The sequence below is a fragment of the Agromyces molybdatiresistens genome, from assembly GCF_052748445.2.
This window is the reverse complement of the sequence record NZ_CM188258.1, coordinates 2,651,144-2,675,924: the sequence shown is the minus strand read 5'-3', so window position 1 is coordinate 2,675,924 and position 24,781 is coordinate 2,651,144. Positions and strand designations below refer to the sequence as shown.

The 24,781-nt window shown below is 72.1% G+C and carries 25 protein-coding genes; 12 read left to right on the top strand and 13 right to left on the bottom strand.

What is annotated here, in order from left to right; all coding sequences use genetic code 11:
* Window positions 1-3 precede the first annotated feature (3 nt).
* Window positions 4-876 carry a M48 family metalloprotease gene (locus ACULK2_RS12275; protein ID WP_445967513.1) on the top strand — a complete coding sequence of 291 codons (873 nt, stop codon included), beginning with the start codon at window positions 4-6 and terminating at the stop codon, window positions 874-876.
* Here ACULK2_RS12275 and ACULK2_RS12270 read toward each other — a convergent pair.
* Complete coding sequence (locus tag ACULK2_RS12270) at window positions 873-2,132, bottom strand: winged helix-turn-helix domain-containing protein (protein ID WP_445967512.1); 1,260 nt, start codon at window positions 2,130-2,132, stop codon at window positions 873-875. The two genes, ACULK2_RS12275 and ACULK2_RS12270, sit on opposite strands and share 4 nt — an antisense overlap.
* 71 nt (window positions 2,133-2,203) lie before the next feature.
* Between ACULK2_RS12270 and ACULK2_RS12265 the strand changes: the two genes are divergently transcribed.
* Window positions 2,204-3,442, top strand: a complete 1,239-nt coding sequence (locus ACULK2_RS12265) for an AI-2E family transporter (RefSeq protein ID WP_445967511.1) — start codon at window positions 2,204-2,206, stop codon at window positions 3,440-3,442.
* Window positions 3,443-3,527: 85 nt separating this feature from the next.
* A complete protein-coding gene (ilvA, locus tag ACULK2_RS12260) occupies window positions 3,528-4,757 on the top strand; it encodes a threonine ammonia-lyase (RefSeq protein ID WP_445967602.1) in 1,230 nt (409 codons plus the stop codon).
* A 78-nt stretch (window positions 4,758-4,835) separates the two neighbouring features.
* Here the strand turns inward: ilvA and greA are convergent, their stop codons facing one another.
* Both greA and ACULK2_RS12250 read right to left on the bottom strand, forming a co-directional pair.
* Window positions 4,836-5,327, bottom strand: a complete 492-nt coding sequence (gene greA / locus ACULK2_RS12255) for a transcription elongation factor GreA (RefSeq protein ID WP_445967510.1) — start codon at window positions 5,325-5,327, stop codon at window positions 4,836-4,838.
* Between the two features lie 59 nt (window positions 5,328-5,386).
* Window positions 5,387-5,944, bottom strand: coding sequence for a DUF4307 domain-containing protein (locus tag ACULK2_RS12250; protein ID WP_445967509.1), 558 nt, complete (start codon window positions 5,942-5,944; stop codon window positions 5,387-5,389).
* 114 nt (window positions 5,945-6,058) lie between these two features.
* On the opposite strand from ACULK2_RS12250, the gene ACULK2_RS12245 reads away from it, so the two are divergent.
* Window positions 6,059-6,388 (top strand): hypothetical protein, encoded by a 330-nt coding sequence (locus ACULK2_RS12245; protein ID WP_445967508.1) that lies wholly within the window; start codon window positions 6,059-6,061, stop codon window positions 6,386-6,388.
* Between the two features lie 48 nt (window positions 6,389-6,436).
* Here ACULK2_RS12245 and trhA read toward each other — a convergent pair whose 3' ends face one another.
* Window positions 6,437-7,234, bottom strand: a complete 798-nt coding sequence (gene trhA, locus ACULK2_RS12240; protein WP_445967507.1) for a PAQR family membrane homeostasis protein TrhA — start codon at window positions 7,232-7,234, stop codon at window positions 6,437-6,439.
* A gap of 75 nt (window positions 7,235-7,309) precedes the next feature.
* Here trhA and ACULK2_RS12235 point away from each other — a divergent pair, with 75 nt between their 5' ends.
* From ACULK2_RS12235 to phoH2, 3 genes are all read left to right on the top strand, one after another.
* Window positions 7,310-8,095, top strand: coding sequence for an isoprenyl transferase (locus ACULK2_RS12235; protein WP_445967506.1), 786 nt, complete (start codon window positions 7,310-7,312; stop codon window positions 8,093-8,095).
* 67 nt (window positions 8,096-8,162) lie between these two features.
* On the top strand, window positions 8,163-9,275 hold the full coding sequence (locus tag ACULK2_RS12230; RefSeq protein ID WP_445967601.1) for an aminotransferase class V-fold PLP-dependent enzyme: 1,113 nt from the start codon (window positions 8,163-8,165) through the stop codon (window positions 9,273-9,275).
* A 192-nt stretch (window positions 9,276-9,467) separates the two neighbouring features.
* Window positions 9,468-10,838 carry an RNA 5'-3' helicase PhoH2 gene (gene phoH2, locus ACULK2_RS12225; protein WP_445967600.1) on the top strand — a complete coding sequence of 457 codons (1,371 nt, stop codon included), beginning with the start codon at window positions 9,468-9,470 and terminating at the stop codon, window positions 10,836-10,838.
* Between the two features lie 86 nt (window positions 10,839-10,924).
* On the opposite strand, the gene ACULK2_RS12220 is transcribed toward phoH2, so the two are convergent.
* The 5 genes from ACULK2_RS12220 to xseA all read right to left on the bottom strand — a co-directional run bounded on the left by ACULK2_RS12220 (window position 10,925) and on the right by xseA (window position 15,243).
* Entirely contained in the window at window positions 10,925-12,298 is a 1,374-nt protein-coding gene (locus tag ACULK2_RS12220; protein ID WP_501044999.1) for an aspartate ammonia-lyase, read from the bottom strand.
* A gap of 102 nt (window positions 12,299-12,400) precedes the next feature.
* The gene (locus tag ACULK2_RS12215; protein ID WP_445967504.1) at window positions 12,401-13,054 is read right to left on the bottom strand and encodes a carbonic anhydrase; all 654 of its coding nucleotides are present in this window, start codon (window positions 13,052-13,054) and stop codon (window positions 12,401-12,403) included.
* 11 nt (window positions 13,055-13,065) lie between these two features.
* Window positions 13,066-13,707 (bottom strand): DUF4245 domain-containing protein, encoded by a 642-nt coding sequence (locus ACULK2_RS12210; RefSeq protein WP_445967503.1) that lies wholly within the window; start codon window positions 13,705-13,707, stop codon window positions 13,066-13,068.
* A complete protein-coding gene (locus ACULK2_RS12205; RefSeq protein ID WP_445967502.1) occupies window positions 13,707-14,018 on the bottom strand; it encodes an exodeoxyribonuclease VII small subunit in 312 nt (103 codons plus the stop codon). Before ACULK2_RS12205 ends, ACULK2_RS12210 begins: the two co-directional genes overlap by 1 nt.
* A 1-nt stretch (window position 14,019) precedes the next feature.
* Window positions 14,020-15,243 (bottom strand): exodeoxyribonuclease VII large subunit, encoded by a 1,224-nt coding sequence (gene xseA, locus ACULK2_RS12200; RefSeq protein ID WP_445967501.1) that lies wholly within the window; start codon window positions 15,241-15,243, stop codon window positions 14,020-14,022.
* Between the two features lie 85 nt (window positions 15,244-15,328).
* Here xseA and ACULK2_RS12195 point away from each other — a divergent pair, with 85 nt between their 5' ends.
* On the top strand, window positions 15,329-16,375 hold the full coding sequence (locus ACULK2_RS12195; protein ID WP_445967599.1) for a 4-hydroxy-3-methylbut-2-enyl diphosphate reductase: 1,047 nt from the start codon (window positions 15,329-15,331) through the stop codon (window positions 16,373-16,375).
* Between the two features lie 63 nt (window positions 16,376-16,438).
* On the opposite strand, the gene ACULK2_RS12190 is transcribed toward ACULK2_RS12195, so the two are convergent.
* Both ACULK2_RS12190 and fbaA read right to left on the bottom strand, forming a co-directional pair.
* Window positions 16,439-17,053, bottom strand: coding sequence for a DUF6264 family protein (locus ACULK2_RS12190; protein WP_445967500.1), 615 nt, complete (start codon window positions 17,051-17,053; stop codon window positions 16,439-16,441).
* An 8-nt stretch (window positions 17,054-17,061) separates the two neighbouring features.
* Window positions 17,062-18,093, bottom strand: a complete 1,032-nt coding sequence (fbaA, locus tag ACULK2_RS12185) for a class II fructose-bisphosphate aldolase (protein ID WP_445967499.1) — start codon at window positions 18,091-18,093, stop codon at window positions 17,062-17,064.
* A 118-nt stretch (window positions 18,094-18,211) separates the two neighbouring features.
* Here fbaA and ACULK2_RS12180 point away from each other — a divergent pair, with 118 nt between their 5' ends.
* The 4 genes from ACULK2_RS12180 to ACULK2_RS12165 all read left to right on the top strand — a co-directional run bounded on the left by ACULK2_RS12180 (window position 18,212) and on the right by ACULK2_RS12165 (window position 22,331).
* Window positions 18,212-19,216, top strand: coding sequence for a fructose-bisphosphatase class II (locus ACULK2_RS12180; RefSeq protein WP_445967498.1), 1,005 nt, complete (start codon window positions 18,212-18,214; stop codon window positions 19,214-19,216).
* A gap of 160 nt (window positions 19,217-19,376) precedes the next feature.
* Window positions 19,377-20,378 carry a class II fructose-bisphosphatase gene (gene glpX, locus ACULK2_RS12175; protein WP_445967497.1) on the top strand — a complete coding sequence of 334 codons (1,002 nt, stop codon included), beginning with the start codon at window positions 19,377-19,379 and terminating at the stop codon, window positions 20,376-20,378.
* A 41-nt stretch (window positions 20,379-20,419) separates the two neighbouring features.
* Window positions 20,420-20,857: an SRPBCC family protein gene (locus tag ACULK2_RS12170; RefSeq protein ID WP_445967496.1), complete on the top strand. Its 438-nt coding sequence runs from the start codon at window positions 20,420-20,422 to the stop codon at window positions 20,855-20,857.
* A 121-nt stretch (window positions 20,858-20,978) separates the two neighbouring features.
* On the top strand, window positions 20,979-22,331 hold the full coding sequence (locus tag ACULK2_RS12165) for an MFS transporter (protein WP_445967598.1): 1,353 nt from the start codon (window positions 20,979-20,981) through the stop codon (window positions 22,329-22,331).
* 101 nt (window positions 22,332-22,432) lie between these two features.
* On the opposite strand, the gene ACULK2_RS12160 is transcribed toward ACULK2_RS12165, so the two are convergent.
* On the bottom strand, window positions 22,433-23,899 hold the full coding sequence (locus tag ACULK2_RS12160) for a DNA recombination protein RmuC (RefSeq protein WP_445967495.1): 1,467 nt from the start codon (window positions 23,897-23,899) through the stop codon (window positions 22,433-22,435).
* A 112-nt stretch (window positions 23,900-24,011) separates the two neighbouring features.
* A complete protein-coding gene (locus ACULK2_RS12155; RefSeq protein ID WP_445967494.1) occupies window positions 24,012-24,629 on the bottom strand; it encodes an exonuclease domain-containing protein in 618 nt (205 codons plus the stop codon).
* Window positions 24,630-24,781 lie beyond the last annotated feature (152 nt).

Genomic DNA, 24,781 nt, shown 5'->3' with positions numbered 1-24,781 from the left:
CCGATGTACCGAGCGATCGCCCGGAACAAGCGCAACACCGTCTTCACGATCCTGCTCTTCCTCGCCATCGTCGGCGGGCTCGGCTACCTGGCCGCGGTGATCTACGGCGACCTCACCATCGTGGTGATCACCATCGTGATCGCGACGGCGTACGCGCTCTTCCAGTACTTCACCGCCGACCGTCAGGCGCTGTCGATGTCGGGCGCCGTCGAGATCCGCAGCGTGTCGGAGCATCCGCGCCTGTGGCGCACGATCGAGAACCTCTCGATCACGACCGGGACGCCGATGCCGCGCGTCTTCGTGATCTCCGACCCGGCGCCCAACGCGTTCGCCACCGGGCGCGACCCCGAGCACGCCGTCGTCGCCGCGACCACGGGGCTCCTCGAGATCATGGACGACTCCGAGCTCGAGGGCGTCATGGCGCACGAGCTCGGCCATGTGCGCAACTACGACATCCGGCTGTCGATGATCGTGTTCGGGCTCGTCGTCGCGGTCGGGTTCATCTCCGACCTGTTCGTGCGGATGGCGTTCTTCGGGCGGAACAACAACGGCAACCCGATCGTGGTGATCTTCGGTCTCGTCGCGATGCTCATCGCACCGCTCGTCGCGAGCCTCGTGCAACTGGCGGTCTCGCGCCAGCGCGAGTACCTCGCGGATGCCACGGGAGCGATGACGACGCGCCATCCCGACGCCCTGGCGAGCGCCCTGCTCAAGCTCGAGCAGTACGGCCGGCCGATGCGCCGCCAGAACACCTCGATGGCGCACCTCTGGATCGCCGACCCGCTGAAGCCGGGCGTGATCGACCGTCTGTTCGCGACCCACCCGCCGATCCCCGAGCGGGTGAAGCGCCTGCACGAAATGGGCCGCAGCTTCTAGGCGCCTCGGCGCTGCGACGCGGTCGCCGCAGCGGCGCTCCCGGCCCCCGAACCGCCGAGGGCGGACGAGATGGCGGGGGAGAGGTCGCCGCGACCGGCGACCAGCACGTCGTCGAGGCCCTGCCACGCGGCCGCCTCCCGCAGCACCGGCACGAGTCGCTCGGCGAGGTCGTCCGGAGCACCGGGCTCGGCCCACGCCGACTGCACGCGCAGGACCCCCGGCTTGCGGTCGCTCTTGAGGTCGACCCGGGCCACCACGCGGTCGTCGACGAGCACGGGCAGCGAGTAGTAGCCGAACCTGCGCTGCGGCTCCGGCGTGTAGATCTCGATGCGGTAGTGGAAGTCGAAGATCCGCTCGGTGCGCGGGCGGAACCACACGACCGGGTCGAACGGGGACAGCAGCGCGACGCCCTCGATGCGCCGCGGCCGCCGCGCGTCGCGGTGCACCCACGCGGGCGCCGGTCGGCCCCCGTTGCCCCAGCCGGGAACCTCGACCGGGAGGAGGTCGCCGGCGTCGACCAGGTCGGCGATCGCGGGTCGGACCTGCGCCTGGGACATGCGCCAGTAGTCGGCGAGGTCGGCGGAGGTGGCGATGCCGAGTGCCGCCGCGGCGCGCTCGACGAGGACTCTCACCGCGTCGGGCTCGGCCGGGCCGTGGTCGAGGAGGTGCGGCTCGAGGGCCTGCTCGGGGAGTGCGTACACGCGCTCGAAGCGGCGGCGCTCGACGCAGACGACCTCGCCCGTGAGGAACATCCACTCGAGCGTGCGTTTCGCGTCGGACCAGCCCCACCACGGGCCGCGACGCTCGTTGGCGTCGTGCTCGATCTCGCTCGCACGCATCGGGCCATGCTCCGCGAGCTCCGCGCGGAGCCACGCCGCGAGGTCGCGGTGCTCGCGCAGCCACCCGCCCGACTCCGCCGTTCCCTTGCGCAGGTACTCGGTGCGGCGGAACTCGAACAGCGGCCACAGCTCGCGGGGGATGAACGCCGCCTGGTGCGCCCAGTACTCGACGAGCCGGCCCCGGCGACCCCACGCCATGCGATCGAGCAGGTCGCGCTCGTACCCGCCGACGCGACTGAAGGCGGGCAGGTAATGGCTGCGTTCGAAGACGTTCACCGAGTCGATCTGCAGCAACCCGAGCCGGTCGACGACGCCGGCGAGCTGCCGGGTGCCCGGCGCCGCCGGGGCCCGGCGGCCGAAGCCCTGTGCGGCGAGGGAGATGCGACGCGCGAGCGCGGGGGAGACCTGATCGACCATGGTGCACCGACCCTACCGGCGACCGCCGACACATGGCCGGTCGAGCATGGGTCCGCGCCTAGACTGTGACGGTGACCGAGGCGAAGGGGACCTCGCGTGCGCGACGGCTCCGCGCGCGCCGCTCCTCCACGTCCGAACGAGCCGCCGAGCGGGCCGCGCAGCACGACGCCGAGCCGATGCGCGACGCCGCGGCATCCGTGCCCTTCGGAATGCGGGTCGCCGCCGCCTGGTCGTGGCGGCTCCTGCTCGTCGGCGGCGTCCTGGCGGTCGTGATCTTCCTGGTCATCCAGCTGCGGCTCGTCATCATCCCGGTCCTCGTCGCGATCCTCATCTCGGCGCTCCTCGTGCCGTTCTCGCAGTTCCTGCAGCGGCACCGGTGGCCGAAGGGGCTCGCGGTCGCCGCAGCGATGGTCGCGACGCTCGCATTCGTGGGCGGGCTCTTCACGCTGGGCATCTCGCAGATCGTGCGCGGCTCCGCCGATCTCGCCGCGCAGAGCGTGGTCGCGTGGGAGAACTTCCGCGAGTGGCTGCTCGAGGGGCCCCTGCACGTGACGTCCGACCAGATCGACCAGTTCGTGCAGCAGGTGGTCGAGACGGCCCAGTCGGAGAGCGGGGTGCTCGTCTCCGGCGCACTCTCGGTGAGCTCGTCCATCGGGCACTTCCTCGCGGGACTGCTGCTCGCGCTCTTCGCGACGCTGTTCATCCTCATCGACGGTCGCGGCATCTGGAACTGGATCGTCGGGATCTTCCCGCGCACCGCGCGCGCGGCGATCGACGGCGCGGGCCGGGCCGGATGGGCCACGCTCGAGAACTTCGTCCGGGTCCAGATCTTCGTGGCGGCCATCGACGCGATCGGCATCGGGCTCGGCGCGCTCCTGCTCGGCGTGCCGCTGGCGATCCCCATCGCCGTGCTCGTCTTCCTCGGCTCGTTCATCCCGATCGTCGGTGCGGTGGTCACCGGCGCGCTCGCCGTGTTCGTGGCGCTCGTGTACGAGGGCTGGGGCATCGCGCTCGCCATGCTCGGCGTCGTGCTGCTCGTGCAGCAGGTCGAGGGCCACGTGCTGCAGCCGCTCATCATGGGCACCGCGGTCAAGGTGCATCCGCTGGGGGTCGTCGTCGCGGTGGCCACGGGGTCGCTGCTCGCCGGCATCCCCGGCGCGCTCTTCGCGGTGCCGGTGGCCGCGGTCGCGAACGTCATGATCATGTACATCTCGGGCGGCTCGTGGAAGGACGCCCAGCCGCCCCCGCCCGCCGAGATCCGATCTCCGCTGTGGCGCACGGTACCCCAGCGACCCGGATACGGACGGTGAAATGAACCACGCCATCGACACGACCTCCTCGGCTCCGAGCGCGGCCGCCGGCGCCGGACTGCCCGAGGCCGCCCTTCCGGCCTCGATGCTGCCCGGTCCGTCGCTCTCGGAGTTCGAGCACGCGCAGCGCACCGTTGCGGCCATCGCGCGACGCACGCCGATGGAGACCTCCCGGTACCTCGGGGCGATCGCCGGCGTGCCGGTGCACCTGAAGTGCGAGAACCTCCAGCGCACCGGGTCGTACAAGCTGCGCGGCGCGTTCAACCGGCTCTCCTCGCTCAGCGCCGAGGAGCGCGCCCGGGGCGTCGTCGCGGCATCGGCCGGCAATCATGCGCAGGGCGTCGCCTACGCGGCGCGCGAGCTCGGCATCCGCGCCACCATCTTCATGCCGGTGGGCGTCGCGCTGCCGAAGCTCGAGGCGACCCGCGCCTACGGCGCCGACGTGGTGCTCCGCGGAGACTCGATCGGCGAGACGCTCGAGGCCGCGGCCCGGTTCGCGACCGAGACCGGCGCGACCGTGATCCCGCCGTTCGACCATCCCGACGTCGTCGCGGGTCAGGGCACGCTCGGCCTCGAGATCCTCGAGCAGGCACCGGATGCCACGACCATCGTCGTGCCGATCGGCGGCGGCGGGCTGGCCGCGGGCATCGCGAGCGCGGCCAAGCAGAAGGCGGCGGCCCTGGGGCGCAGTGTGCGCGTGATCGGCGTCCAGGCCGAGAACGCCTCACCGTACGTGCCCTCGCTCGCCGCGGGCCAGCCGGTCACCGTCCCCGTCGTGCCGACCATCGCCGACGGCATCGCCGTGTACCAGCCGGGCGAGCTGAACTTCGAGATCATCCGCGACGCGATCGACGAGGTCGTCACGGTCGGCGAGGACGACATCGCCCGCGCGCTGCTCGTCCTCCTCGAGCGCGCGAAGCTCGTCGTCGAGCCGGCGGGCGCGGTCGGCGTCGCCGCCCTGATGACCGGCAAGGTTCGCTCGGACGGTCCGCTCGTGGTCGTGCTCTCCGGCGGGAACATCGACCCGCTCCTCATGCAGCGCGTGATCGCGCACGGACTCGCGGCATCCGATCGCTACCTCACGCTGCGGATCGGGCTGCCCGACCGACCGGGCCAGCTCGCCCGCATCTCGGAACTCCTCGCGGCGGCCAATGCGAACGTCGTCGAGGTGCTCCACACGCGGCACGGTGCGGGCATGCAGATCTCCGAGGTCGCGCTGCAGCTCTCGGTCGAGACCCGCGGGCCCGCGCACCGCGAGGAGGTCGTCGCCGTCCTCCGCCGTGCCGGATACGAGCCGGAGATCATCGCCGAGTGAACGTCGGCTGAGGCCCGGGACGCGGAACGGCCCCTCCGATCGGAGGGGCCGTTCGCGGTGTTCGAGCCGCTCAGCGCGTCACTGGCCGCCCCAGGTGTCGACACCGGTGATCTCGACGGCGATCTCGCGACCGTTCGGTGCGGTGTACGACGTCGTGTCGCCGACCTTGAGTCCGAGGATGGCCGCGCCGAGGGGCGACTGCTCGCTGAAGACGTCGAGCTCGGAGTCGCCCGCGATCTCCCGGCTGCCGATGAGGAAGCGCTCCTCGTCGCCGGCGACGACGGCGGTGATGACGGTGCCCGACTCGACGACGCCGCTCGACGTCGGCGCCTCGCCGACCTCGGCGTGGCGGAGCAGCTCGGTGAGCTGACGGATCCGCGCCTCCTGCTTGCCCTGCTCGTCCTTCGCGGCGTGGTACCCGCCGTTCTCCTTGAGGTCGCCCTCCTCACGCGCGGCCTCGATGCGCTTCGCGATCTCCTCGCGGCCGTGGGTGGAGAGGTGCTCGAGCTCACCGGCGAGCCGGTCGTAGGCCTCCTGGGTGAGCCAGGTGACGGTGGCGTCCTGCGCCATGGTGCACACTCCCGTGATAGACGTGTCGCCCCAGCGTCTGCCGGGGCGAATCACTCATTCTAGTCGAGCCAGCATTGGGAGATCAAACCGGTGTTGGCCTCCTGCGCCGTCCGCACGGTCTCGGTGAACGTGCGCAGCGGGCGGTCGGACGCCGGGATCTCGACGACCTTCCAGCCGACCACCGTGAAGTCCTCGTTGAGGGCCTGCACGATGCACGCCGTGGCGTTGCCGGACGGCACCGAGAGCCGCCACGTCACCTCGACGGAGCGCTCGTCGAGGAGTTCGTGGCCGAGGTCGGTCGCCTGCACGAGCGGCGTGCTGCCGTCGAGGCCCGCCCAGACCACCCACGAGACGAGGACCGCCGCGAAGGCGATCGCGGCGCCCACGAGGATTCCCCGTTCGCGCCGGCGACGGCTCGGCGTCCGGCCGTACCGGCCGGCGAGATCGGATGCCGCGTGCGGCATGTGCCCGTCCGCGTCGACGCCGTGCCCGGCTCCGGTCCGGGCACGGCGCTCGGCGGCGTCGCTCCCGGCCGGCGCACGACCCGGCTCGGGGTCGGGGACGCCGTCGAGGGCCGCGTCCTCGGCCGCCGCATCGGCGGACTCGCGTGGGGGCACCGCGCGGCTCCTTCCCGGGTGGATCGTCTAGGCTTGGCTCCCAGCCTAACCGCCCGTCCCTGAAGGGAATCCGATGCTCGTCGCGCCCGCCGTCATCACTCGCGGAGACCGCCGATGAGCCCCGCGCTCGCGTCGGCGCTCACGTTCGTCGCGGCCGCCGAGGAGGAGTTCGACCCGAACGACGTCACCCCCGGCGTCGTGGGATTCATCGCCACGATCCTCATCATGCTGGCGGTCCTGCTGCTCGTGATCGACATGGTCCGGCGCATCCGTCGCGTGAACTACCGGGCCGAGGCGCGCGAGCGCATCGCCGCGGAGGAGGCGGCGGCCGCGGCGGCCGCGGAGGGCGCGCTCGAGGGCGGCACCCCCGCCGGCGGCGCGACCGAGCCGCAGGCGGAGGCCGCGGCATCCGATGCGCCCCCGGTCGACCGCGACGAGCGGTAGCCGGACGGCGCCCGCGGTCCCACCACCGGCCGCCGGCGCCGCTGCGCGTCAGCCTCCGTGGTACGCGGGCTCGATCGCGATGAGCAGCGTCGCCGTCCAGTGGCACATGAACGCGAGCACCGTGCACACGTGGAAGATCTCGTGGAACCCGAAGTGGCCGGGCCACGGGTTGGGTTTCTTCAGTCCGTAGACGACGGCGCCGATCGTGTACAGGATGCCGCCGACGATGACGAGCACCATCATCGCGACGCTCGCCTCGAGCAGGTCGCCGAGGTACATGACGGCGGCCCAGCCGAGCAGCAGGTAGATCGGCACGTACAGCCATCGGGGCGCGCCGATCCAGAACACGCGGAAGGCGATGCCGACGAGCGCGCCGCTCCAGACGAGGACGAGCAGGATGAGCCCCTTGTCGGGCGGGAGCGCGAGGATCGACAACGGGGTGTAGGTGCCCGCGATCAGCAGGAAGATGTTCGCGTGGTCGATGCGCTTCAGGATCACCTTCGTGCGCGGCTGCCAGTCGAAGCGGTGGTACAGCGCGGAGTTCCCGAACAGCAGCATCGAGGTGAGCACGAACACCGCCGAGGCCCACTTGGCCGCCGCACCCTCGGCGAGGGCGATGAGCACGATGCCCGCCACGATCGTCAGCGGGAACGTGCCCGCGTGGATCCAGCCGCGCCAGGTGGGCTTGACGTCGGCGGGGTGTTCGGGCGAGGCGTCGATGAGGGGGAGGTTCGGGATGTCGGCGCCGCGGCGGTCGTCGGCGGCGACCGCGGCGTCGGCGCGATCGAGCTCGGCGGTCGGCCGGTGCAGGTGCTCGGCGACGTCCTCGGGTTCGCGCTGGGTCATGGTCACAGCGTAGGGCGGGGCCGATCACGGCTTGCTGTGAGTGTCCGAACGCGCGCGGGGGAGTACCGTTGTCGGGTGCAGACGAGCGATCAGCGCCCCGGTCGCGGCCTCCTCTATCGGCTCTACCAGAACCGCCTCCGCCGCGAACTCGACCAGGCGGAGCTTCCACGACACGTGGCCATGATCATCGACGGCAACCGCCGGTGGGCGAAGCAGCTGGGGTACGACTCCGCCGCGCACGGTCACCGCGCCGGGGCTGCGAAGATGCGGGAGTTCCTCGAATGGTGCGACGACCTCGGCATCGCCGTGGTGACGCTCTACCTGCTCTCCTCGGACAACCTCGGCAACCGCACGTCCGCGGAGCTCGCCGACCTCATCGAGATCATCGCCGAGCTCGCCGAGGAGCTCAGCCACTACCGTGACTGGCGCGTGCAGCACGTCGGGTCCGACGCCGGCCTCCCCGAGCCGCTCGTCGCGGCGCTCGACGCCGCCGAGCATCGCACCGAGGGCAAGAAGGGCCTGCACGTCAACCTGGCCGTCGGCTACGGCGGCCGGCGCGAGATCACCGACGCGATGCGTTCGATCGTGGCATCCCACCACGCCGAGGGGCGGAGCCTCGAGGACCTCGCCGAATCGCTCACGCCCGAGCTCATCGGCGAGCACCTCTACACCGGCGGCCAGCCCGACCCCGACCTCGTGATCCGCACGTCGGGCGAGCAGCGCCTCAGCGACTTCATGCTCTGGCAGGCCGCGCACAGCGAGTTCTACTTCGTCGAGGCCCTCGGCCCCGACCTCCGCGAGGTCGACTTCCTCCGCGCCATCCGCGACTACACGCGACGGCATCGCCGATTCGGCGGGTGAACGCGCTCACGATCCGATCAGGATTCTGTCAGGATATGCCTCGGAGAAGGGGGCGCCGCCCGTGAGCATGGATGACTACCTGGCCGGTTTCAGCGAGGAACCCGGGTACCTGGACTACGCACGCGTCGGCCCGCTGGCCCGCGTCGCCGCCGAGGAGACGCTGGCGTTCACGCAGGTGCTCGAGCGCGCGCGCCACGGCAGCATGGACGCGTTCGGGGAGCAGGACGTGCGGCTCCGCACCGCGGCATCCGCCCTCACCGGCATCGCGGCCGACCGCATCGTGGCGATTCCGAACACGACGACGGGGCTGATGCACGCGATGTTCGGCCTGACCGGCACCGTGCTCCTCTCACCGGGCGAGTTCCCGAGCGTGCCGATCGCGGCCGTGCGCGCGAACGAGGCGCTCCACTCGGTCCAGCCCGCATGGCTCGAGACCGATCACGGCAAGGTGACGCCGGGCCTCATCCGCGACCAGCTCGAGGCGAACGTCGCGGCGGTCGCGGTGAGCCTCGTCGACAGCCGCACGGGGTACCTGTGCGACCTCGAGGGCATCCGCCAGGTCATCGGCGACCGGCTGCTCATCGTCGACGCGATCCAGGGCTTCGGCGTCGTCGACGCGCCGTGGGAGGCCGCGGACGTGGTCGTCACGGGCGGGCAGAAGTGGTGCCGTGCCGGGTGGGGCACGGGCGTCATGGCACTGTCCGAGCGGGCCGCGGAGCAGCTGACCCCGGTGTTCTCCGGGTACACGGGCACCGCAGACGACGAGGTGTGGGACGACGTGCCTCCGCCGGCCGCCGGCGCGCGGGCGTTCCGGGTGTCGAATCCCGACCCGGTCGCCGAGGCCCGGTTCGCCGCGTCGCTCGAGGAACTCGCCGACGTCGGCGTCCAGGCGGTCAACGAGCGCGTCGCCGAGAACGTCAGCCGCCTCATCGAGCTCGCCGACGAGTTCGCCGTGCCCGTCTCGAGTTCGCGCGACGAGCGCGAGCGGGCGGGGATCGTCGTGCTCGAACCCGAGCCCGAGCAGGTCACCGTCCTCTCCGCGTCGCTGCACAATCACGGGCTCACCACGACGACCCGGCTCGGTACCGTCAGGCTCAGCGTGCACGCCGCACTCGAGGAGGAGACCGTCGAGATGCTGCGCGGCGCGTTCGTCTCGTTCAGCACCGCGGCCAACTACTGACGCGTGCATGTGAACAGCGGATGTCGCGCCGCGTGTCGCATCGGCGGATGTCGGCCGTCGGTCGTAGCGTCGAGGCATCGGGCAAGGCGCCCGGTCGAGTCGGCTCGTGAACCGCTCGTGGGAGGATCGCCGGCCGGCGGGTGAGCCGAGCGAGAGCTCGGGGCAGGAGCGGTCGTGACCTCTGTCGATCCCATCAAGCCCCTCGGACCGGTCGAGCCGGACGCGCAGCACCAGCGGCGTCCCGACGGGTCGTCGCCCGGGGGCGCTGCGCAGGACGAACGGACCTACGTGCTGGACACGTCGGTGCTGCTGTCGGACCCGCGCGCCCTGTTCCGGTTCGCGGAGCACCCCGTGGTGCTGCCCGTCGTCGTCATCACCGAGCTCGAGGCCAAGCGCAACGACTCGGAGATCGGGTACTTCGCCCGCGCCGCGCTGCGGCTGCTCGACGACCTGCGCGTGCAGCACGAGCGCCTCGACTTCCCGATCCCCGTCGGCGACGGCGGCTCGCTCCGGGTCGAACTGAACCACTCGAGCCTCTCGGTGCTGCCGAGCGGCCTGCAGCTCGCCGACAACGACTCGCGGATCCTCGCCTGCGCGATGAACCTCGCCAACGACGGCCTCGCGGTGACCGTCGTCTCGAAGGACCTGCCGCTGCGCATCAAGGCCGCCTCCATCGGCCTCGACGCGCAGGAGTACCGCGCCGAGCTCGCCGTCGACTCGGGCTGGACCGGTATGGCCGAGGTCGCACTCGGTTCGAACGACATGGCGAGGCTCTACGAGCACGAACACCTCGAGACCGACGTCGCCGCCGGGATGCCCGTGAACACGGGCCTCGTCATCCAGTCGGAGCGCGGCTCCGCACTCGCGAGGGTGGTGGGCGACCGCGAGGTGCGGCTCGTCCGCGGCGACCGCGAGGCGTTCGGCGTGCACGGGCGCTCGGCCGAGCAGCGCCTCGCGATCGACCTGCTGCTCGACCCCGAGATCGGGATCGTCTCGCTCGGCGGCCGCGCCGGCACCGGCAAGTCGGCGCTGGCGCTGTGCGCGGGGCTCGAGGCCGTCCTCGAGCGGCAGCAGCACAAGAAGATCATGGTGTTCCGGCCGCTGTACGCGGTCGGCGGCCAGGAGCTCGGCTACCTGCCCGGCGACCAGGGGGAGAAGATGAACCCCTGGGCGCAGGCGGTGTTCGACACGCTCGGGGCGCTCGTCTCCGACAACGTGCTCGAGGAGGTCGTCGATCGCGGCATCCTCGAGGTGCTGCCGCTCACGCACATCCGCGGCAGGTCGTTGCACGACGCGTACGTGATCGTCGACGAGGCGCAGTCGCTCGAGCGCAACGTGCTGCTCACGGTGCTCAGCCGCGTCGGGCAGAACTCGCGCGTCGTGCTCACGCACGACGTGGCCCAGCGCGACAACCTCCGCGTCGGGCGCCACGACGGCGTCGCGAGCGTGATCGAGACGCTGAAGGGACATCCGCTCTTCGCCCACATCACGCTCACCCGCTCCGAGCGCTCCGCGATCGCGGCACTCGTGTCGGAGATGCTCGACGGCGCCGAGCTCGCCTGACGTCGCGCCCCGCGCACGACGACGGCGGCCCCGGAACCGAGAGGTTCCGGGGCCGCCGTCACGCGGGTCGAGCGGACGCCGCGGGCTCAGCCCTGCTGCGGCGGGCGCGTCATCGAGAGCAGGTGCAGTGCCTCGTCGAGCTGCGCCTCGGTGAGCTCTCCGCGCTCGACGTGGCCGAGGTCGATGACGGCCTCGCGGACCGTGATCCCCTTCGCGACGGAGTGCTTGGCGATCTTCGCGGCGGCCTCGTAGCCGATGATCTTGTTCAGCGGCGTGACGATCGACGGGGACATGCCCGCGAGCGCCGTGGTGCGCGCCTCGTTGACCTGCAGGCCGTCGATGGTCTTGTCGGCGAGCACGCGCACCGAGTTCGAGAGCAGGCGGATCGACTCGAGCAATGCCGTGCCCATGACGGGGATCTGCACGTTGAGCTCGAACGAGCCCGACGCGCCGGCCCAGGCGATCGTCGCGTCGTTGCCGACCACCCGCGAGCAGACCATCAGGACCGCCTCGGGAACGACCGGGTTCACCTTGCCGGGCATGATGGAGGAACCGGGCTGCAGGTCGGGGATGAACAGCTCGCCGAGACCGGTGTTGGGGCCGGAGCCCATCCAGCGCAGGTCGTTGCAGACCTTCGTGAGGCTCACGGCGATCGTGCGGAGGGCGCCCGACGCATCGACGAGGCCGTCGCGGTTGGCCTGCGCCTCGAAGTGGTCGGCGGCCTCGGTGATCGGGAGCTCGGTCTCCTGCTGGAGGAGCTCGATCACGAGCTGCGGGAAGCCGGCGGGCGTGTTGATCCCGGTGCCGACGGCGGTGCCGCCGAGCGGGACCTCCGCGACGCGCGGGAGCGCGGTGCGGACGCGCTCGATGCCGAGGCGCACCTGGCGGGCGTAGCCGCCGAACTCCTGGCCGAGGGTCACGGGCGTGGCGTCCATGAGGTGCGTGCGGCCCGCCTTGACGACGCCCGCCCACGCCTCGGCCTTCGCCTCGAGCGCGACCGCGAGGTGGTCGAGCGCGGGGATCAGGTCGTCGATGAGCGCGGCGGTCACCGCGATGTGCACCGACGTCGGGAAGACGTCGTTCGAGGACTGCGACGCGTTCACGTGATCGTTCGGGTGCACGGCGCTGCCGAGCTTCTGCGTCGCGATCGTCGCGAGCACCTCGTTCATGTTCATGTTCGAGGACGTGCCCGAGCCGGTCTGGTAGACGTCGACCGGGAAGTGCTCGGCGAAGTCGTGCGCGCCCGCGATGACCTCGTCGGCCGCGTCGGCGATCGCCTGCGCGAGCTGCTGGTCGAGCACCCCGAGGCGCGCGTTGGCGAGGGCCGCGGACTTCTTGATGCGCGCGAGCGCTGCGATCTGGGCGGGCTCCAGGCCCGCGCCCGAGATCGGGAAGTTCTCGACCGCCCGCTGGGTCTGCGCACGGTAGAGCGCCGCTGCGGGGACCCGCACCTCGCCCATCGTGTCGTGTTCGATCCGGTAGTCGGCGGCGTTGTCCACCACGGTGTGCTCCCCTTCGATTCGAAAAACGTGCGGCGCGGCGGTGGGATGCCGCCGGCGGCGTCAGATGCGACCGACGACGACGTCGGTCTCGGCGCGGCCCTCGAGCAGGCGGTAGTTCGCGCCGACGACAGCCAGCGTACCCGCTGCGATCGCGTCGCTGATCACCTCGGAGCGCTCGAGCAGCTGCGATACCGCGTTGCGGAGATGCTCGCGGCCGACGTACCCGGCGTCGATGTCAGCGGGCTCGATCGGCCCCTCCTCGACGCCCGCGACCTTGCGCACCGCGGGCACGATGTCGTCGACGATGCCCGCGATGTGCGCCGGCAGCGGCGGGGCCTCGTCGGCCTGCGAGTCGATGGCGGCGCGCACGGCGCCGCACTCGTCGTGGCCGAGCACGAGGATCAGGGGCACGCCGAGGACAGCCACGGCGTACTCGAGCGAGCCGAGCACCGAGTCGGACGGCACCTGGCCGGCATTGCGGACGACGAACGCGTCGCCGAGCCCGACATCGAAGATGATCTCGGCCGAGAGCCGCGAGTCGCTGCAACCGAAGATGGCCACGAGCGGTCGCTGGTGGTTCGCGGTCTCGGTGCGGCGCTCGACGTCCTGTCGGGGGTGCAGGGGCGCGCCGGCGACGAACCGGGCGTTGCCGGCACGCAGCTCGCGCCACGTCTCGGCGGGGGTGGTCGGTCGTGCGGGTGCGGACTTGCTCACGGCCGCTCCTCTCAGGGCTGCGCTTCGATCGCCGGCGCGAGCGCGCCGGCGAGGGTCTCGAACTCCTCGGGGGTCGCGGTGCCGAGGAGCACGAAGGTGCTCTCGCCCGCCTCGGTCACGAGTCCGTAGCGCGCGTTCCCGACGTCGGCGGCGGTCTCGCGGTTGTCGTAGACGGTCCACTCGATGCCGTCGATCGTGACGACGCCGGTGGCGATCGTGTTCTTCAGCAGGTCGGCCGTCCAGGTCGGGTTCGCACCGAGACCCTGGTACATGCCGGCGTACTCGTCGCTCGGCGTGAGGTACCCGGCGTACCAGGCCGTGATGCCGTCGGCGTCGCGCGTACGCAGCTCCGCGGCGTTCGAGCGCCACCCGTCCGGCAGCTCGGGCACGGCGAGCGGTGCGTCGATGCCGACCTGGGCCTGGTCGGCGACGGCCGCCACGTCGACGTCGCGCTCGATCGGGGTGTCGCTGCGGGGCACGAGCAGCACGATCAGCGCGACGACGGCGACGCACGCGACGAGCGAGCCGATGAGGTTGCGCAGCGTCTGCCGCTCGCGGTGCTTGCGCGACTGCTCGGCCTTCCGGTCGGCGGTCTCCTGCGGGGTCTCGGGGCGGCCGAGCTCGGCGACGACCCTCGGGGCGCGGGCGGCCATCAGGCCTCGCCGCCGTCGAGGTCGAGCGCGTCCGCCGGCGCCGTCGAGGCGGCGCGTGACCCGGTCGGCCTGCCGGACGCAGCTGCGCCACCGTCCGCGCCGGCGCGCGCGGCGTCGAGCCGGGCCTTGGCGCCCACGAGCCATTCCTCGCACCGCTGCGCGAGCGCCTCGCCGCGCTCCCACAGCGCGAGCGACTGCTCGAGCGTTGCGGAACCCTGCTCGAGCTCGGCGACGACGCGCACGAGTTCGTCGCGGGCCTGCTCGTAGCTGAGCTCGGCGACATCCGTGGAGGCAGGGGGCATGGACGGCATTCTATTCGGCGTCGCCGAGCGCTCCCCGAGATGTCGCCGCGAGACGGCCCTCGGCGAGCGTGATGCGGAGGCCGGTGCCCTCCGGCGCCTGCCCGGGGTTCGTGAGCACGCCGTCGTGGTCGCGCTGCACGATCGCGTAGCCGCGCTCGAGCGTGGCGAGCGGCGAGAGCGCCCGCAGCTGCGAACGGAGCTCGGCGACCCGCGTCCCGGCTCGCTCGATCGCGCGCTCGGCGAGCTCGCTCCCTCGTGCCACCCAGCGGGTGACCTCCTCCGCACGGCGATCGATCATCCAGCCCGGGTCTGCAAGGGCGGGCCGACTCCGCAGGTGCCCGAGCCGGTCGATCTCGTGGGTCACGAGCGTCGTCACGCGCATGCGGAGGCGCGCGCGGGCCTGCTCGACGCGGATGAGCTCCTCGGCGACGTCGGGCACGACGCGCTTCGCGGCATCGGTCGGCGTGGACGCCCGGAGGTCGGCGACCTCGTCGAGCAACGGCCGGTCGGCCTCGTGCCCGATCGCGCTCACGATGGGGGTGGATGCCGCGGCGGCGGCCCGCACCACGCGTTCGTCGCTGAAGCCCAGCAGGTTCTGGAAGTCGCCACCGCCGCGAGCGACGATGATGACGTCGACCTCGGGGTCGGCGTCGAGGCGACGGATGGCGCCGACCACCTCGGGTGCGCATCGGTCGCCCTGCACGGCCGCATGCGCGATCCGGAACTCGACCGCCGGCCAGCGCAGCCGGGCGTTGCGGACGACGTCCTTCTCGGCGTCGCTGTCCTTGCCGGTGACGAGGCCGATGACGCGGGGCAGGAACGGCAGCGGGCGCTTGCGGTCGGCGGCGAAGAGCCCCTCGGCGGCGAGCTGCGCGCGAAGGCGCTCGAGGCGCTCGAGCAGGTCGCCGAGCCCCACGTGCCTGAGGTCGAAGACCTGCATGGTGAGCGAACCGCCCTTCACCCACCAGTTCGGCTTCACGAGCGCGACGGCGTGGTCGCCGGCCTTGAACTGCTCCGTCAGCCGGGCACGCGTCGACGACCAGATCGTGAACGACACCGTGGCATCCGTCTCGAGGTCCTTCAGCTTGCCGTAGACGTTGCCGGCGGACACGCCCCACTGCGTGATCTCGCCCTCGATCCACACCGTGCCGAGGCGGTCGAGGTACTCCTTCAGCTTCGCCGAGAGCACCGAGACGGGCCAGGGCGTCTCGCGGGTCGTCGGTCCCTCGGCCATGCGCCTCCCAGCAGCCCGTCATCATCGCCCGCGTAGGATGGCATCCGTGACGAGCTTGACGGATGCCCCGCGAATCGACCTCGGCATGCCTCGGATCCCGAGCGTGCGCGGCCGGCTCAAGGATATCCCCGTCCCCGGACGCAAGAAGGTGCTGCTCGCGGCGCCGCGCGGCTACTGCGCGGGCGTGGACCGGGCGGTGATCGCCGTCGAGAAGGCGCTCGACCACTACGGCGCGCCCGTGTACGTGCGCAAGCAGATCGTGCACAACATCCACGTGGTCACCGAGCTCGAGAAGCGCGGCGCGATCTTCGTTGAGGAGGTCGACGAGGTGCCCGAGGGCGCGCACGTCGTCTTCAGCGCGCACGGCGTCTCGCCCGCGGTCGTGAACTCGGCCGCCGAGCGGGGCCTGCACGCGATCGACGCCACGTGCCCGCTCGTCACGAAGGTGCACCGCGAGGCGGTGCGCTTCGCGCGCGACGACTACGAGATCCTGCTCATCGGCCACGAGGGCCACGAGGAGGTCGAGGGCACCGCGGGCGAGGCGCCCGACCACGTCACGCTGGTCAACAGCCCCGACGACGTGCCGAACATCGAGGTGAGCGACCCCGACAAGGTGGTCTGGCTCTCCCAGACGACGCTCTCGGTCGACGAGACGATGGAGACCGTGCGGCGCCTGCGCGAGCGGTTCCCGAACCTGCAGGACCCGCCCTCCGACGACATCTGCTACGCCACCCAGAACCGCCAGGTCGCGATCAAGAAGGTCGCGCAGGGCGCCGACCTCGTGATCGTCGTCGGCTCCGCGAACTCGTCGAACAGCGTGCGGCTCGTCGAGGTGGCGCTGGAGTACGGCGCGAAGGCCGCCTACCGCGTCGACTACTCGACCGAGGTCAGGCAGGAGTGGCTCGAGGGCGTCGAGACCGTCGGCGTCACGAGCGGCGCCTCGGTGCCCGAGGGGCTCGTCAAGGAGGTGCTCCTGGAGCTCGCCGACGCCGGCTTCGGCGAGGTCGAGGAGGTCAAGACGGCCGAGGAGGACCTGATGTTCTCGCTGCCGAAGGAGCTCCGCAAGGACCTGCAGGGCAACCGCGACGCCCGGGCGATCGGCGGGCGGAACCGGGCCGCCGCTTCGGCCTGAGCCGGCCGGCGGCGCGGGCCGTTCGGCGGTGCCGCGTGCGAGACATGCTCGGCGCGCGCGACGCTAGGATCCCGTCATCTGCTCCAGGTACGACTGGAACGTCGGATCGGTGAGGAACACGATCGACGTGAGCACCATCGTCGCGAGGAACGCGACCGCGCCGCCGACGAGCGGCACCCAGAAGGCGAGCTTGCGTGCGCGCAGGCGCATGATCGACCAGCCGAGTACGGCCGCGTACAGCGCCAGCATGAACACGGTGCCGACGAGCGCGAGCGTCGGCAGCCACGGCTGCGGCGTGTAGGTGCCGACGCCCTGGTCGGTGTAGACGCCCTGGATGGCGCCGGGCAGCTGCTGCAGGCTCACCGAGGTGTTCCACGCGCCGATCGCGCCGAGCGCGAGCAGCAGGATCGTGAAGAACCGGTCGGTCGTGCGCGGCGGGCGGGTCGTCGCGTCTCCGGTGGCGGGCTCCGGGCCGCGCGCCGGCGCCGCCGGCGGGGGCGGCGGCGCCGGGGCGGATGCCGCGGCATCCGTTCGGTCGTCGGCAGGCGGCTGCCACGACCACCCCTCGGGGGCGTACTCGCCGTACTGCGGGCGAGGCCGCTCGTCGCGCGGCGGGGCAGCGGCGCCCTCGGCGGACTGCCCCTGCGTGCCGTTCCGAGCGGCCTCGTCCTGCGTCATCCGTCGCCCTAGGCCGAGATCGAGTTGCCGGCCGAGCCGAGCTGGCGCGTGGCCTCGCCGACGCGGACCGCCATGGCGGACTCGGCGACCTTGCCCCAGGCACGCGGGTCGTACTGCTTCTTGTTGCCGACCGAGCCGTCGACCTTGAGCACGCCCTCGTAGTTGCTGAACATGTAGCCTGCGATCGAACGCGTGAATGCGTACTGCGTGTCGGTGTCGATGTTCATCTTCACGACGCCGTTGGCGACCGCCTCGGCGATCTCGGCGTCGGTCGAGCCCGAACCGCCGTGGAAGACGAGGTCGAGCGGCTTCTCGCCGGTGCCGTACTTCGCGGCGAGGCCGTCCTGGATCTCCTTGAGCAGTGCGGGGCGCAGCTTCACGTTGCCGGGCGCGTACACGCCGTGCACGTTGCCGAACGTGAGGGCGGCCATGTAGCGGCCCTGCTCGCCGAGGCCGAGCGCCTCGACCGCCGCGATGGCGTCGTTCAGCGTGGTGTACAGCGCCTCGTTCGATCCCTCGTGCGCGACACCGTCCTCTTCGCCGCCGACGACGCCGATCTCGACCTCGAGGATGGCGTTGATGGCCTTCATTCGCGGAAGGATCTGCTTCGCGATCTCGAGGTTCTCCTCGAGCGGCACGGCCGAGCCGTCCCACATGTGCGACTGGAAGATCGGGTTGCGGCCCGCCTTCACCTCCTCCTCGGAGGCGGCGATGAGCGGGTACACGAAGTCGTCGAGCGCGTTCTTCGGGCAGTGGTCGGTGTGCAGCGCCACGGTGATCGGGTAGGACTTCGCCACCTCGTGGGCGAACCTCGCGAACGCGAGGGCGCCGGCGGCGCGCGCCTTCACGGTGTGCCCGGCGAAGTAGTCGGCACCGCCCGTGGTGACCTGGATGATGCCGTCGGACCCGGCCTCGGCGAGGCCCTGCAGCACGGCGTTGAGGGTCTGCGAGCTCGAGACGTTGATCGCCGGGAAGGCGAATCCCTTGGCCTTGGCGGTGTCGAGCATCTCGGCGTACTGCTCGGGCGTTGCGATGGGCATACCTTGCTCCTTCGGAGGTGAGTGGGATCGGCACGAGTCTACCGACGTGTCGAGCACGCCTCAGGTGCGATGACGCAAGGGGTGACGGATGCCGCGGCGCGCACGGCAGGATTGGGTCGTGCCGCACGACTCCGAGTTCCCGAACGGCGAACGCCTGCCCGGCCGCGACGCGTCCGAGCGAGCGCCGTTCCACCCCGACTCATCCGACGCCGACCCGAACGCGCACGAAGCGCGCGAGCGGGACCCGCTCGCCGACGGCTTCGCCGCCGCCGTGCGGGACGCCGCGATCGCGGCGGTGCCGTTCGTCGGGCGGGGGGACCGCGACGCGGTCGACGGCGCCGCCGTCGCCGCGTTGCGGTCGGCGCTGGCGCGGCTCGAGGTCGACGGCCGGGTCGTCGTCGGCGAAGGCGAGAAGGACGAGGCGCCGATGCTGCACCTCGGGGAGCGGTTCGGCACCGGAGTCGGACCGGCGGTGGATGTCGCGGTGGACCCCGTCGACGGGACGAGCCTGGCCGCGGCGGGGGAGCCCGGCGCCATGGCCGTCCTGGCGGTCGCACCGCGCGGGACGTTCCTCGACATCGGCCCGGCGCACTACATGGCGAAGCTCGTGTCGCGGCTGCCCGGGCTCGAGGTCGACGCACCGGTCCGCGAGTCGATCGCCCGGATCGCCGAGGCGCGCGGCGTGCCGGTCGACGAGGTTCGGGTCGCGGTGCAGGATCGGCCGCGCAACGCGGCCCTCGCGGATGCCGCGGAGGCGACGGGCGCCCGCGTGGAGCGGTTCGTGCACGGCGACGTCGAGCGGTGCCTGCGCGCGGCGCGTCCCGACGGGGACCTCGACCTCGTGGTCGGCATCGGCGGCGCGCCCGAGGGCGTGCTCACGGCTGCCGCGGTCCGGGCGCTCGGCGGATGGATGCAGGCGAGGCTCGCCCCGCAGTCCGCCGGCGAGTCGGAACGGCTCGCGGAGGCCGGCGTCCCGCTCGGTCACGTGGCCGACCTCGCCGACCTCTGCAGCGACCGCGTCGCGGTGTTCCTCACGGCGGTGACGTGGTGCGACCTCGGCCCGGGCGTCCGGCTCGAGCCCGGGCGGTCGTGGCGCATCGGGTCGGTCGCGACGTTCGGTTGAACCGCCGCGTTCGCGCGAGCCGTTAAGAATGCACGAACTTTCACGCCCGATCGCGGTGGCACCGGCCCGATCCGCCACCCCCCTCAGTAGGCTCGGAACAGGCGCCCCGGCCGTTCCGAGTCGTGCGGGCGCAGCGCCCACGAACCAGGAGGATCCCTCGATGGCGAGCAGCGAACACGACAGCCTCTACCTGCACCCCGACCGCAACATCGCGCTCGAGCTGGTGCGTGCGACGGAGGCGGCCGCCATCCGCTCGTACCCGTGGATCGGCCGCGGCGACAAGCTCGCCGCCGACGGCGCGGCGGTCGACGCGATGCGGGCGTTCCTCGGCACGGTGAACTTCGACGGCGTCGTGGTCATCGGCGAAGGCGAGAAGGACGAGGCGCCGATGCTGTTCAACGGCGAGAAGGTCGGCAACGGGCGCGGTCCCTCGTGCGACATCGCCGTCGACCCGATCGACGGCACGTCGCTCACCGCGGCCGGCCGTCAGAACGCGCTGTCGGTGATCGCGGTCGCCGACCGGGGCACGATGCTCGACGCGTCATCCGTCTTCTACATGGACAAGATCGTCACGGATGCCTCCGGGATCGGCGTCGTCGACATCCGGAAGCCCATCGGCGAGAACCTGCGGGCGCTGGCGAAGGCGAAGGGCAAGGAAGTCGGCGAGCTGCGGGTCGCGGTGCTGAACCGCCCGCGTCACGAGCAGCTCATCGCCGACATCCGCGAGGCCGGCGCCGGCACCCGGCTCATCTCCGACGGCGACGTCGCAGGCGGCATCAACGCGGCCAGGTACGAGTCGCGCATCGACATGTGCGTCGGCATCGGCGGCAGCCCCGAGGGCATCACGACCGCGTGCGCGATCAAGGCCCTCGGCGGGTTCATGCAGGGCCGGCTCGCGCCCAAGGACGACGAGGAGCGTGCGCGCGGCGAGGCCGCCGGGCTCGACTGCGACCAGGTGTACGAGCTCGACGACCTGGTGCGCAGTGACAACACGTTCTTCGTCGCCACGGGCGTGACCGACGGCGAGCTCGTCGAGGGCGTGCGCAAGAAGGGGCCGATCATCCGCACCGAGTCGATCGTGCTGCGTGGCAGGTCCGGCACCATCCGCCGGATCGTGGCCGACCACCTTGTCGAGAAGTGGCTCGACGACGCCGATCGTTGAGTCCGACGTCGCCGGGCCCGCGGCGTCGGTGAGGAGTGATCATGACCGTCGACGTCCTGACCGAGATCGTCATCGACCGTCCGATCGCCGAGGTCGCCGGCTACGCGGCCGACCCGGACACCGCGCCCGAGTGGTACGCGAACATCGATCGTGTCGCGTGGGAGACCGACCCGCCGCTGCGGGTGGGCTCGCGGGTCGCATTCGTGGCGCGCTTCCTCGGGCGGACGCTCGAGTACACGTACGAGATGAGGGAGTTCGAGCCGGACACCAGGCTCGTCATGCGCACCGCACAGGGGCCGTTCCCGATGGAGACGACGTACACGTGGGAGCCGGCGGGTGAGGGCTCGACGCGGATGACGCTGCGCAACCGGGGCGAGCCGGCCGGGTTCTCGCGAGCCATCGGGCCGCTCATGGCGTCGGCGATGCGCCGGGCGAACCGCGCGGATCTCGCCGCGCTGAAGCGCATCCTCGAGCGCTGAGCCCGCGCGGCGGACGTTCGGCCACCGCGCCGCGGCCGCGCATCCGTCTGCCGTCGGCGGAAGTCGCTCGCGCGACGTCGGTGGTCTGCCCCAGACTGAGCGGGTGAGCTCCGAGACCCGGATGCCGCGTGCGCTCCGCCCGTTCGCCTCAGGCCAGTACCGGCTGCTCGTCGTCGCGCTCTCCGCGTCGCTGCTCTCAGCGGGCGCGTGGATCGTCGCGGCGGCCTGGCAGGTGATCGAGCTCGGCGGCACGCCGATCGACCTGTCGATCGTCGCGGTGGGCGCGAGCCTCGGGCTGGTGCTCGCCGTGCTCGTGGGCGGGGTCGTGGCCGACCGCGTGCCCCAGCGGCGGATCCTCCTCCTCGTCGAGACGGTGCGTGCGACGGTCTTCACGGTCGCGGGCGTGCTCGCCGTGTCCGGCAGCATCGAGGTGTGGCACCTCGCGGTGCTCTCATTCGCGCTCGGTGTCGCCGACGGGTTCTTCTACCCCGCGTACTCGGCCTGGCTGCCGGCGCTGCTGCCCGCCGACCAGCTGCTCGCGGCCAACGGGGTCGAGGGCGTGCTGCGACCCGTTGCGCAGAACGCCGCAGGACCGGCGCTCGCGAGCGTCCTCATCGCGGTGCAGGCGCCCTGGCTCGCGTTCCTCGTCGTCGCGGCCCTCCAGGCGGTGGCGATCGGGGCCCTCGCGTTCATGCGGACCACGCCGTTGCGCCGGGAACTCGAGGCATCCGACGTGCATCCGCTGAGGCAGATGGCCGTCGACCTCCGCGACGGGTTCGCGTACCTGCTGCGGACCCGCTGGCTGTTCGCGACGCTCGCGTTCTCGATCCTGCTCGTCCTCGTCGTGATCGGTCCGATCGAGGTGCTCATCCCGTTCGCGGTGCGCGACCAGACCGGCGGCGGCGCCGGCGAGTTCGCGCTCGTACTGGCCTCGTTCGGCATCGGCGGCGCGGTCGGGTCGCTCCTCGTCTCCTCGTTCCGGCTGCCTCGCCGCTACCTCACGCTCATGATCCTCGCGTGGGGGTTCGGCTGCATCCCGCTCGCGGTGATCGGCGTCACGCCGTTGCTCTGGGTGATGGTGGTCGCGACGTTCATCGTCGGCTTCCTGTTCGACGCGGCGCAGGTCGTGTGGGGCACCCTCCTGCAACGGCGGGTGCCGCCGGCCATGCTCGGCCGGGTCTCGAGCCTCGACTTCTTCGTGTCGCTGGCGCTCATGCCGCTCTCGATGGCGATCGCCGGGCCGGTCGGCGAGTGGCTCGGGCTCGCGCCCGCCTTCCTGATCGCCGGGCTCGTGCCGCCCGTGCTCGCGGTCGTGACGCTCGCGGCCGCGCGACTCGGAGAGGACGAACGCGCGCACCCGCTCGACGACGGACCGATGGACGCGGTCCAGACCACCGGCGCCGAGGCCGCGGCGGGATTCGCACCGCCGGTCGACGAGCCGCACCCGCGCCCGGGCCAGGACCCGGTGCCCTGACCGACGGGGTCGCGGAACCGCGTCGGCGCGACGACCTGCGCGCGCATCGCCTCGGCGGTGCGGCGGACGCAGCGCGTCAGCGCGAGGTCGCCCGCCTCACGTCAGGATGACGCGGTGCGGCGGATGTGGTCGTCGATGTCGGCCCCGTCGAACTCGGCGTCGATCGGCAGGACCGCGTCTGCGTCGGGGTCGGCGGCGGCGCCGAGCGGGAGAGGCGACTGCAGGGCCGAGCCCGCCGACTCGCCGTCGGTGAGCTCGGGCGCCGACAGCCGGCGAGGTGACTCGTGGATGGCGGTCGGCTCGTCGACGAGCGACAGCTTGGTCTCGTTGATGCCGGGGAACTGGCGGGCGGTCACGAGCACGCGCGACTCGAGCGAGCTGGCGAACTTGTTGTAGCTGTCGACCGTGCGCTCGATGGCCTTGCGCAGCGAGTCGGCGTGGCCGGCGAGCACGCCGATGCGCTGGTAGAGCGTGTTGCCCAGGTCGAACAGCTTCTTCGCCTCGTCGGAGACGGCCTGCTGCTGCCACGCGTAGTCGATCGTCTTCAGCACAGCGAACAGGTTCACGGGGGAGGCGAGCGCGACCCGTCGCTCGAACGCGTAGTTGAGGAGCCCGGCGTCGGCCTCGAGTGCCGCCGAGAGCAGCGATTCGTTCGGGATGAACGCGATCACGAACTCGGGGCTCGCCGCGAGGCCGGCCCAGTAGGTCTTCTTGCCGAGCGCATCGATGTGCGAGCGCATGGCCTTGACGTGCTTCTCGATGAGCGACTTCCGCCGCGCGCCCTCTTCGCCCGTGGCGGTCTCGGGGATGCTCGAGGCCTCGAGGTAGTGCTCGAGCGGCACCTTCGAGTCGAGTGGGATGAACTTGCCGCCGGGCAGGTTCACGACCATGTCGGGGCGGCCCCGGCCCTGGTCGGTCGTGACCTGCGTCTGCAGCTCGAAGTCGACGTGCTGGGTGAGGCCCGCGGCCTCGACCACGCGACGCAGTTGCGTCTCGCCCCACACGCCGCGCGTGCTGTTGTTGCGGAGGGCGCTCGCGAGCGACTCGGTCGTCGCACGCAGTTCGGCGTCGGAGAGCTGTGCGCGCTTCAGCTGCTCGGCGATGGAGCCGTACTGCTCGTTGCGCTGCTGTTCGAGCTCGGAGACCTTGCGCTGCATCGTCGAGAGCGTCTCGCGCACGGGACTCAGGGCCTGCAGCACCGCGCTCTCGCGGCGCTCGCGCTCGCTGCGCTCGGCCTGGTCGAGCCGCTGCTGCTCGAGCAGCTCGCGCTGCCGCTGCCCCTGCTGCTCGACCTGCTCGCGCAGCGCCGCGAGGGCCGCCTCGGCGGCGGCGAGCTCGGCGCGCAGCGACGCCTGGACGCCCTGCTGCTCGGCGAGCAGGCGCGCCCGGTCGGCGTCGGCCGCCGCGCGCTGCTCGAGCAGCGCGCGCTCGTGCCTGGCCTCGACCAGCGCCGGGTCGTCGCCGCCGACCTCGGACGAGGCCGAGCGTCGGAGCGCGACGAGGTGCATGACGAGGGCCCCGAGGGCAGCGCCGACGAGGAGGCCGATGAGCAGCAGGAGGAGTTCCATGCCGCTCAGTGTGGCAGCGGCCCCCGACATCCCCCGGCACCGGCGGCGGCCGGCCGCGAACCGCGACGAGCGGGGGCGCGACGCGGTCGCCGGCCGGCCGTGCGACGGCGCGCTACTGCAGAGCCATCGGACCGTGCAGCGACGCCCGGGCCCGGGTGGCGGTGGCGCCGATCGCGCCCACCCGCACCCTGGTCACGTGCGCAAGCCGCTCGAGGTCGGTCACTCCATGCCGCTTCGCGGCATGCACGACGATGGCCGCGCACGCCTCGGCGTCGGCGAGCGCGTCGTGGTGCGCGAAGTCGTCGAAGCCCGCGGCGGCCGCGGCCGACGTCAGCCGATAGGAGTCGAGGTGGTACGTGTTCCGCGCGACCTGCAGGCTGCAGACGTACCGGAAGTCGGGCACGGCGAGCCCGTGCGCCTCGGAGGTCGCCCGGATGACACCCATGTCGAACCCGGCGTTGTGCGCCACCAGCCAGTCGTCGCCCGCGAACTCGCGGAGGAACGGCAGGTGCGCCTCCCAGCCGTCGGCCCGTTCGACCATGTCGGGCGTGATGCCGTGGATCCGCACGTTCCACGGCGAGAAGTCGCCGTGCGGGAACGGCGGGCGGATGTACCGGTGCTCGCGCTCGACCACGCGGCCGTCGACGACCTTGACCAGTCCGATCGAGCAGGCCGACGCGGCGGACGGGTTGGCGGTCTCGAAGTCGATCGCGGTGAAGCTCAGTGGCACGCGGGCATCCTCGCACGCGCCCCCGACGCGTCGTCCGAGCGGCGCAGGCGCGTCCGGGAACCGCCCGCGCCGCGGCATCCGCCGTCGCCGGCCGACCGCTCGCCATTGACGCACCCTCCCGGGTGGCGTGGAATGTCCCGTGGACGCATCCG

What these genes read in the sequence shown, in the direction of transcription:
- ACULK2_RS12275 (WP_445967513.1), top strand. Translation starts at nt 4, where the DNA reads ATGTACCGAGCGATCGCCCGGAACAAGCGCAACACCGTCTTCACGATC.
- ACULK2_RS12270 (WP_445967512.1), bottom strand. Translation starts at nt 2,132, where the DNA reads ATGGTCGATCAGGTCTCCCCCGCGCTCGCGCGTCGCATCTCCCTCGCC.
- ilvA (WP_445967602.1), top strand. Translation starts at nt 3,528, where the DNA reads ATGCTGCCCGGTCCGTCGCTCTCGGAGTTCGAGCACGCGCAGCGCACC.
- greA (WP_445967510.1), bottom strand. Translation starts at nt 5,327, where the DNA reads ATGGCGCAGGACGCCACCGTCACCTGGCTCACCCAGGAGGCCTACGAC.
- ACULK2_RS12245 (WP_445967508.1), top strand. Translation starts at nt 6,059, where the DNA reads ATGAGCCCCGCGCTCGCGTCGGCGCTCACGTTCGTCGCGGCCGCCGAG.
- trhA (WP_445967507.1), bottom strand. Translation starts at nt 7,234, where the DNA reads ATGACCCAGCGCGAACCCGAGGACGTCGCCGAGCACCTGCACCGGCCG.
- ACULK2_RS12230 (WP_445967601.1), top strand. Translation starts at nt 8,163, where the DNA reads ATGGATGACTACCTGGCCGGTTTCAGCGAGGAACCCGGGTACCTGGAC.
- ACULK2_RS12220 (WP_501044999.1), bottom strand. Translation starts at nt 12,298, where the DNA reads ATGGGCGAGGTGCGGGTCCCCGCAGCGGCGCTCTACCGTGCGCAGACC.
- ACULK2_RS12210 (WP_445967503.1), bottom strand. Translation starts at nt 13,707, where the DNA reads ATGGCCGCCCGCGCCCCGAGGGTCGTCGCCGAGCTCGGCCGCCCCGAG.
- ACULK2_RS12205 (WP_445967502.1), bottom strand. Translation starts at nt 14,018, where the DNA reads ATGCCGTCCATGCCCCCTGCCTCCACGGATGTCGCCGAGCTCAGCTAC.
- xseA (WP_445967501.1), bottom strand. Translation starts at nt 15,243, where the DNA reads ATGGCCGAGGGACCGACGACCCGCGAGACGCCCTGGCCCGTCTCGGTG.
- ACULK2_RS12195 (WP_445967599.1), top strand. Translation starts at nt 15,329, where the DNA reads ATGCCTCGGATCCCGAGCGTGCGCGGCCGGCTCAAGGATATCCCCGTC.
- ACULK2_RS12190 (WP_445967500.1), bottom strand. Translation starts at nt 17,053, where the DNA reads ATGACGCAGGACGAGGCCGCTCGGAACGGCACGCAGGGGCAGTCCGCC.
- fbaA (WP_445967499.1), bottom strand. Translation starts at nt 18,093, where the DNA reads ATGCCCATCGCAACGCCCGAGCAGTACGCCGAGATGCTCGACACCGCC.
- glpX (WP_445967497.1), top strand. Translation starts at nt 19,377, where the DNA reads ATGGCGAGCAGCGAACACGACAGCCTCTACCTGCACCCCGACCGCAAC.
- ACULK2_RS12170 (WP_445967496.1), top strand. Translation starts at nt 20,420, where the DNA reads ATGACCGTCGACGTCCTGACCGAGATCGTCATCGACCGTCCGATCGCC.
- ACULK2_RS12165 (WP_445967598.1), top strand. Translation starts at nt 20,979, where the DNA reads ATGCCGCGTGCGCTCCGCCCGTTCGCCTCAGGCCAGTACCGGCTGCTC.
- ACULK2_RS12160 (WP_445967495.1), bottom strand. Translation starts at nt 23,899, where the DNA reads ATGGAACTCCTCCTGCTGCTCATCGGCCTCCTCGTCGGCGCTGCCCTC.